At 59.4% G+C, this 7937-nt stretch carries 6 protein-coding genes and 2 pseudogenes; 2 read left to right on the top strand and 6 right to left on the bottom strand.

What is annotated here, in order from left to right; all coding sequences use genetic code 11:
• Positions 1-183 precede the first annotated feature (183 nt).
• Positions 184-408: pseudogene (locus EOA85_RS20950) on the bottom strand (transposase domain-containing protein); the annotation flags it as partial.
• Positions 409-542: 134 nt separating this feature from the next.
• Here EOA85_RS20950 and EOA85_RS20945 point away from each other — a divergent pair.
• Positions 543-2384 (top strand): HipA domain-containing protein, encoded by a 1842-nt coding sequence (locus EOA85_RS20945; RefSeq protein WP_127211011.1) that lies wholly within the window; start codon positions 543-545, stop codon positions 2382-2384.
• A 170-nt stretch (positions 2385-2554) separates the two neighbouring features.
• On the opposite strand, the gene EOA85_RS38475 is transcribed toward EOA85_RS20945, so the two are convergent.
• From EOA85_RS38475 to EOA85_RS20920, 5 genes and pseudogenes are all read right to left on the bottom strand, one after another.
• On the bottom strand, positions 2555-2980 hold the full coding sequence (locus EOA85_RS38475; RefSeq protein ID WP_127211010.1) for a hypothetical protein: 426 nt from the start codon (positions 2978-2980) through the stop codon (positions 2555-2557).
• A gap of 103 nt (positions 2981-3083) precedes the next feature.
• A pseudogene (locus EOA85_RS40130) lies at positions 3084-3664 on the bottom strand (BamA/TamA family outer membrane protein); the annotation flags it as partial.
• A gap of 90 nt (positions 3665-3754) precedes the next feature.
• Positions 3755-4051, bottom strand: a complete 297-nt coding sequence (gene tnpB / locus EOA85_RS20930; RefSeq protein WP_127211009.1) for an IS66 family insertion sequence element accessory protein TnpB — start codon at positions 4049-4051, stop codon at positions 3755-3757.
• Positions 4048-4305 (bottom strand): hypothetical protein, encoded by a 258-nt coding sequence (locus EOA85_RS39155; RefSeq protein ID WP_245485910.1) that lies wholly within the window; start codon positions 4303-4305, stop codon positions 4048-4050. Before EOA85_RS39155 ends, tnpB begins: the two co-directional genes overlap by 4 nt.
• Before the next feature lie 578 nt (positions 4306-4883).
• Positions 4884-6101: a DUF4238 domain-containing protein gene (locus EOA85_RS20920; protein WP_127211008.1), complete on the bottom strand. Its 1218-nt coding sequence runs from the start codon at positions 6099-6101 to the stop codon at positions 4884-4886.
• 20 nt (positions 6102-6121) lie between these two features.
• On the opposite strand from EOA85_RS20920, the gene EOA85_RS39150 reads away from it, so the two are divergent.
• Positions 6122-7285 carry a tyrosine-type recombinase/integrase gene (locus EOA85_RS39150; RefSeq protein ID WP_245485908.1) on the top strand — a complete coding sequence of 388 codons (1164 nt, stop codon included), beginning with the start codon at positions 6122-6124 and terminating at the stop codon, positions 7283-7285.
• Positions 7286-7937 lie beyond the last annotated feature (652 nt).

The raw sequence follows: 7937 nt of genomic DNA, 5'->3' as shown, positions 1-7937 counted from the left end.
GGCTCGAAGACTACCTCGAAATGAAATATCTCTGCATGGGCGGCATCTGAAGAACCTGCTTGCGGCCTCCGAATAGAAGCCCTCGATTGGGAGCTGACGGGCGGCTCCGCAACCCGAGCGGGACGCCACATGGGCCCTTCAGGTGGAGACGGTCATTGCGGCGGTGATTGGTAAGCGCTGTTCTCAGGCCACGGCCCTGAGTTCGGGAGCCGGGAGGTAGGCCCAGGGCAGCAGGTCGTCGATCTGGCTGTTCGGGTGGCCATTGACGATCCTGGTGAGGACATCGGTGAGATAGCTGAGGGGCTCGACGCCGTTCAGTTTGCAGGTTTCGATCAGCGAGGCGACGACTGCCCAGTGTTCGGCGCCGCCATCGGAGCCTGCAAAGAGGGCGTTCTTCCGATGGATTGCCGAGCCGGAGACCGCAGCGTCCGAGAACGTATTATAACTTTCGCGTATGTAAAACACGCGAAAGTTGGAATCTCTTGAAAGTTGGAGGAGTCTGTGCTAACTATAGCGTATCTTAAATACGCGAAAGTTATAAGATGGCTCTTCACCTCGTCGGCGAAAACATTGATAAAACCCGGAGCCACTATCGGGCTGAAACGGGCAAGCTGGTCCAGCTAATGCGCGGCATCTACGTCGATGCCGGGGAGAACATTGAGGCCACGGTACTCAAGCACGCCGTCCGCATCGCCAAGTACCTATATCCCAACGCTTACCTCTCGGCGGCGAGCGCTGTCCTTCTCCGCCCGACCCGCGATGGCCGTCTGTTCCTGAGCGGACGGCGAATACAGCGCACTCGCTTGCGCTCGCTCGAAATCATTCAGAACGCAGCTCCCGACCACCCCTCAGTCGCTCAAGCGATTGTCGATGATGGCATGGGAGAATTCCGGATTGACGTCTCCTCGATGCGCCAGCGCTTCCTCGAAGGTTTCCGCCTGCGCAGCGAACATGCGGCATCCATCGACGAGACAGTGCGCGAGGCAATCGCGAACCGTCTCATAGAAGAATACGGCAGCGCCCAGGGCGCTGCCGACGCGACATGGGCGCTTGCCCGAGAAAACCAGTGGTATCGCGAAGGCGAGCACGCCGAGCGCTTCCTCCTCCGCCGTCCAGTGACCGCAGAGCCCGCGCGCAATGAAGCCGCGCTCGATCTGATCGTAGCGTGGCACGGCGCTCCGCTGGGCAAGCTCACACATGATGGTTTCGAGTGGCGCTGGAATCCAGACGATCAGAATGGCCCGGCGCTCATCCGCCAGACCGCGCCGGGCAAGCTCCCTCCTTTCATCCTCTCGCTGCTGCCTGAAGGCTGGCTTGAGTCAGTGTTGAACGACCGCGACGAGCGAGCGATGCTGCGCTCGGGCAAACGCTACATGTCGAACATCACCATCGTCGAGCGTGCGAGCGATCTCTCCGCCCTGCCGCCCGATATCCTACTAACCCGGCTCAATGGCTTCACTAGAAACTCAGTCTTCACTGGCCAGTATGTAGGGCCGGGCCGCGGCGATTTAGAGCAGAGCTTCGAGCGCAATCTGGCGGAGATTTTCGAGCGTACCGATACGCCACGTTTATCAGGCGTTCAGATCAAAGCGCCGATGTTCCTCGATGCCGACGGTACTCTCTCCCCCAGTACCGGCAAACCGTTCACCCATATCCTCAAGCCTGCCGGTACAGGTGGATTTGAAGCCCTGCCGGTTATCGAATGGCAGTCGCTCGCTTTGGGCCGCTCGGCCGGTTTCACGACGCCCGCGACAGCGCTAGTCCCCATGCCTGACGGGATGCCTCCGGCGCTGCTCGTCGAGCGGTTCGACATCAGAACGAGCCTCGAGGAAAAGCACCTTCTCGCGCTTGAGGACTTCTGCTCGGTACTGGGCGTGGCCACCGAAGCAAAATATGACGGCACGATGGAGCGCATCGCGCGGGCACTAAGGCCGCTATCGACCTCTCCCGAGGAGGACCTGCTGCTTGTCCTCAAGCGATCCTTGTTCGCCTGGCTGATCGCCGATGGAGACATGCACCTGAAGAACGTGGCACTGCTGAAAATCGCAGAGCCCGGCAGCACACAATTCAGCTCGGTCCGCATGGCTCCGCTCTACGACGCGGTCACGACTCGCGTGTTTCCACGCCTCGAAAGAGACCGGATGGCGCTCAAGCTGAACGGCAAGGATGATCGTCTGCGCCGCGCCGACTTCAAGGCTTTTGCGAGCACCGCGGGTCTGAAGGCAGCGGTTGCCGACATGGCGATTGATGACTTGGTTGCCGTCGTCTCACGCGCGCTCGATCACCTCCAGTTGCCGCCGCCTTTGTCTGACGGCTCTCAGGGCGCGAAGATGGCTGAGCAAATGCGCGCGATTGTTCGCGAACGTATTGAAGGGTTCTCGTAAATGATTACACCGACGCCAGGGTCCGCTCTTTAATCGAGACTCTCGGCCATGGACAGGAGAGTGATTACGGTTACCGCGCGGGAATGTCACGGTCGACCTTTGTCCAATGGCATCGGCGGTGGACGATCCGGCGATCGCCGTTTGATCGACTGCGATAGCGGCGAATTTATTCACGCAAAGAGCTGGATTCGGCGGCTGGCAAGAACCTTCGCACCTGATTTATCTATCTTGGCGATTGCTGGATCGATGAGCGGATCGGCCCCTTTCCTATACTCGCCAGCGCGTACCAACAGTTCCACCTCCTGGTTGACCAGCATGCGCGAGAAGCTCGCATGCGGCAGTCTACATGCTTCGAATTGAAGAAAATGCGGCGCCGCCGCGCCGAAGATGCACTGCATCTGGGGCACGAGATTGCCCCTCCGCCCAAGCGCCATCAGCCAGGCGCCATCAGCCAGGCGCCCTCGCGGTCCTGCACCACGAATGGTCGACTCTGAACGCTCCCGAGCAGATGCCGCCCCGATGCCGCTGACCGTGATCTTGCGCTCGTCGCTCGAAGCCAGACGCGAAAATAATGCCGGCGAGGTTGTCTTGTCCACGCTCGTTCCTGCTTAGCACAACGAGCGCCTCAATAGGCCGGGCGACCTCGATGGGCAGAGCGTAGAGGGACAATGCGAAGATGCGCATCAATATCTTCATCGCTCAGAACCCCTGTCCGAAGCGGACATAGATGCCATACTTGCGATCGCCGGGGTCGCGGTGGAGTGGTATGGCGGCGTCGATGCGCAGCGGCCCGACGGGCGTGACATAGCGCAGGCCGACACCGGCGCCGACCTTGACGTCGGAGAAGTTGGGAACCGACATATTCGATACCGTGCCGGCATCGACGAAGGTCACGATGCCAACCTGTCCGTAACGGCGATGCGCATCTCGAACGAAGTTTCGAAGAAGGACAGGCCGCCCGTCGGCTTGCCGGTGTCGTCCTTCGGGCCTATGCCTTGAGAGTTGTAGCCGCGCACCGAACTACCAGCCGCGGGATAGAAGCGCCGGTTGGCCGGCACATTCTGAAGCCCGGTGCCGAGGGTAGGACCAACCGCGACCCTTTTAGCCAGAACGAACTTCGAGGCTGGATCCAGCGATTGAAAGGCCGATCCCTCGCCCTTCAGTTTGAGGAAGGCCTCGCCGCTCAAAGTGTCGTAGGAGGGCTCGGCATAAGCCAGCACCCGGGATCCGCTGGTCGGGTTCCGCCAGTCGCATCTGTCTTCGTAGACATATTGGAGCGGAGTGTCAGTTACAGGACTTCCAGTTCACAATGTGCGTGTGAATGGTCCGGCCGACCGCCAACCAGATCCGCACTTGGCTCGGGACCGGGATCATGAAACAAGCAAATAGCCGAGCTGCGCGGGCGTGATCACCACCGTGCCATCGGCCGATGGCCAGATGAACCGGCCACGCTCGAGCTTCTTCGTGAACAGGCAGGCACCCTGGCCGTCATGCCAGATCACCTTGATCAAGCCACCCTGCCGCCCGCGGAAACAGAACAGGTGACCGGTGTGCGGATCGCGCTTCAATGTCTCCTGCACCATTAGCGACAGGCCGGGGAAGCCCTTGCGCATATCCGTATAGCCAGTGGCGAGCCAGACCTTCACACCGTTCGGGACCGGGATCATCGCCGCTCCAGCACATCCAGGATCCGGCCGAGCGCCTCGCTATCGATATCACTCTCGACCCGCAGGCGGCGGGCGCCGCCAAGCTCGATCGTCACCATGCTGCTCTTCTTGCGCGGTCTGGAGATCGGCGGTGGCTGCGCTGGCGATTGCGGCGCTGGCAGCGCCTCGACGACTTCCACGGCAACGAGTTGCGGCACGGACGGCGCGGAGATCTGGCAGAGTTCCTTGCGCCACCGGAAAAGCTGGCTCACCATGAATGCCAGCCGATCGCGAGGTCTCGGAAACACTAGCCCCAGGCTCAAACGTCGCCGCGACCAGCCGCTCCTTCTCCTCCCGAGACCAGCGCCGGCGCCGCTCGACCGACGTGATCACTTCAATCTGATGCTTCGTCACAGGGCTACTCCTAGTGCTTGCACTAGGACTTGCAGCCTTCAGCCTACCTCAGCAAGACGGCCGTGACCGCGGGGATACAGCCGTCCGTGAGCTGATCGACGAACTTTCAACGGCCGGTGAGGGACACGAAGCGCCCGGTACCATTACGGTGCTTCCACGTCATACGATCACCGTCAAGATGACAGTCGGGAAATCGCTACCACCTGATGTCGCACAGGCACAGATCGACTGAGCCGAGACGGGCCCGCGACCTGCCCTCGCACCCAGACGGAACTGTCGCTCTGAACCGTCATATTCGTGGCGATTGCGCCACATCGAAGCTCTTAGCCTGCTTTTGGCCCGAACCGGATCGCGGCATTGCCGCCGATGCATCATGGCCCATCTTGTCGGCTTGGCGACGACAAGCCTGACCGCCTTCGATCGCAAAAGCCACTAATCATCATTGTCGCCGCAGATCTGACTGCCGTTTCGCTCTTCTGAGCCATGGTCCAATAGATGATGCAAGTGGATGCCCTTCCACAAAATCCCAGAAACGCGTTAGGTCCGTTTCGCCCCCCAGCACCCGGCGAGCGAAATCACCGACAATGTCTTCCCAAGCTGGGTCACGCTGGGGAGAGCCAAGCGACCCATCGTCGTGAAAAATCGGCTTGTTTCGCATGCTAACGGCCCGCAGCCGCACGTCTTTAGAGAGGGCTTTCGCCGATGTAACAACAAGCTCTGACTTCACACCATCTGTCGGAGGAGAGAACTCATCTTTGTCGCTAGCACGATAGGAGTCGCCATCCCCAATCCGTTCCATTCTCCGGAAATCAGAAAGACCGCCCTCTGGTCGCGAAACATTCATCATCGCCTCCAAGAACTCCACGCCGAGGGTGGGCGGAAAATACACGTTCTTATGGGCATTCAACCACTGAAGCTCATTCAAAGCAGTGACCTCGTCAGCTCGAGAAATGGAGATGACATTGATCCGAGAGTCGGTTGTATAGACATTGCCGTCATGCATCATCAACGCGAAGCGAGGTGATATCGGCAGAAGCATCTGGAGCCCAGAACGTGCGAGTCCGATGGCGCGTTGCGGGTGATGTATTCTGGCGAACCAGTTCGTCGTCACAACCGGATTGTCGGCAATGACGAACGGGACATCGGTGTCATTGGCGAGCAGAAATCGCTTAAGGTCGAGCATCAGCGGGCTTAGCGCTAATGCGTGCCCTACGTTGCGATTGGACGCATCGTTGACCTTAATTCTGGATCTGCGAAGATCATACTCGTCGACACGATTGTACATAAACAGCTTGATCAGCTTTTCCATCATGCCGTTCAATTCTTCTTCGGCGCGCAAGGTTCTGGCTTTCTGAAGTGCGACCATCTGGACGAGATGCCAGCCATCTCGCTCGTCGATTGCTCGCGTGCCGATCATTTTGCGGACCAAGCTCGAAAAGTACCCCTCGACTTGCCCCAACGCCTTCTCGATCGCAGTGTTCTTCCCGTAGAAATAATCCTGGTAGCATTGCTCCTTTAGAGATGCCCCGCGCACAACTTTGGCGGCTGCGATGTTCACCAGATTGATCTGCCGAGGCTTGGGATGTCGGTTCGGATCAGAAGCAAAGTGGCGCAAAGTTGACTTTGGCACGTAGTGTTGGCGTTTGTTGTCAGCCACTCATTTTCTCCGACGCGGGGTTGGGAACAAGCAACTTAATCAAGCTGGCTTTACGCGCCATTCAGCTGCAGGATATCGGCTGGCGTGCTGGCGAGGTTTCTGTCCGGCGCACCAAGGGCAAGCGGGATCGGGTGGCGCCGCTGTTCGAGGAGACCGGCGCCGCGCTCGCCGACTACGTCCTGCGCGCGCGACCGAAGGTGGATAGTCCGTATCTGTTCCTGTCCTTCACGCCGCCCGTGGCAGCATTCAAATGCGCGTCGCCTGTTTCGAGGATCTTGCGGAAGCGGTTGCGACATGGCGGGGTTGAACTCGGCGGGTCGCAGGTGCGCATCTCCTGCGCCACTGTCTTGCCACCCAGTTCGTCAAGCAGCGAAGGCCGATCAACGAGGTCGCCGATCTTCTCGGGCCCAGAGCATCAATACAACGGCGCTGTACGTAAAGGTCGCGACCTCGCAGATCGCCGAGGTCGCACTCCCCTTTCCGGGAGGCGTCGCATGACCGCGTTCGCCCGATTCCTCGGCGAGAAGGCCGAGCGGTACATCGAGTTGCGCCACTCCCTCGGCTACGCCTTCAGCAAGCAAGCCGGCACGTTGCGGGCTTTCGTCCGCTACGTTGAGCGCGCTCAGCTCGATGCTCCCGCCACTCGAACGATGGCGCTGGATTTCGCCTTGTCGTTCGGCGGCGCCGCCAACAGCCGCGTCACTCGCCACGGCGTGCTCCGCCGGTTTTACGAGTATCTCGCCGTCTATGACGTCCGAACGAAGGCCTTGGAGCGCAGAGCTTTCCCCAGATCTAGAGCGATTACGCCTCCGCGTATTCTCACCGACGCTGAGTTGGCGTCGCTCATCGACGCATGCGCCCGCATTTCGCCAAGCACCCCTCTCAGAGGGCGGACGATGGCGACGCTGATCGGATTGTTGGCGAGCTCGGGGCTGCGATCGGGCGAAGTGGTCAGGCTTGATCGTTCCGACGTCGATCTAGCCAACGGGGTGCTCCTCGTTCGGAAGACGAAGTTCCGCAAGGACCGTCTCGTTCCAGTTCACACGACAACCCCCGTGAGTATCATCCCGCCCCTCCATGTCTATTCTACCAGAGCTTGCGGCACCCATACTCTCCATGAGCCGTTAATTGTCTCTCGTGGAAGCTCAACAAGCAGGTCCGAATCGCGGCTATTAATAGAATAGCCAATCTCTAATTTATCATCCGTAAGTGAACGCTGATTCACAACCAAATGTTCGGCGCCGGATGTTGTGTCCACAGAACCACAACCTCGCTGGGGTGTGTCGCTGGCCCTATCTGTCTAACCCGAACTTTCATAGATTGACCTCCTCATCAGGTTGAACCCAAGGTGAGCTAGCGCGGCTGATTTGCCCATCCATCCCACCTGTTTTCAACACCTTTCCTTGCTCCAAGCTCGCGACGGAACAAGTAAGAACAAATCGCCAGTCGTTAACCGACTCGTCGAATCACGTTTTGTTCTAGTCTCAAGGAACGCTGGTTAACAGATCCTTTCCAGGCAGGGATGACATCAAATCTGGATCACCGATAGGCAGACTGAATGGCAACCGGTCGCCTGATTGAGAGGCAGCTCCTGTGATCGCGCTCGCCCGATGCCCTAAGTCTCTCGGGCACCTCTTAAATGGTCATCCCCCCAATCTCTCAGACGGACATTGCTATTTCATGTGCTTAACGCCGTACACCTGAACGGCATGCCCGGCAGGAGACTGAGCTCGCTGCCGGGCCGGGTACGCCTTGGGAGGTGGCGTAAGTCAGCGGCTCTCGTGGCGGTGCGACCACTCAGTCCGCGCGTTTTTCTGAATAGCGTGCATGTGGCGT

Origin of the sequence: Mesorhizobium sp. M5C.F.Ca.IN.020.29.1.1 (assembly GCF_003997375.1) — a bacterium.
In the GTDB taxonomy this organism is placed as follows: Bacteria; Pseudomonadota; Alphaproteobacteria; order Rhizobiales; family Rhizobiaceae; genus Mesorhizobium; species Mesorhizobium wenxiniae.
The sequence above is the reverse complement of the archived record's forward strand: the minus strand, read 5'-3'. Positions and strand labels throughout refer to the sequence as shown.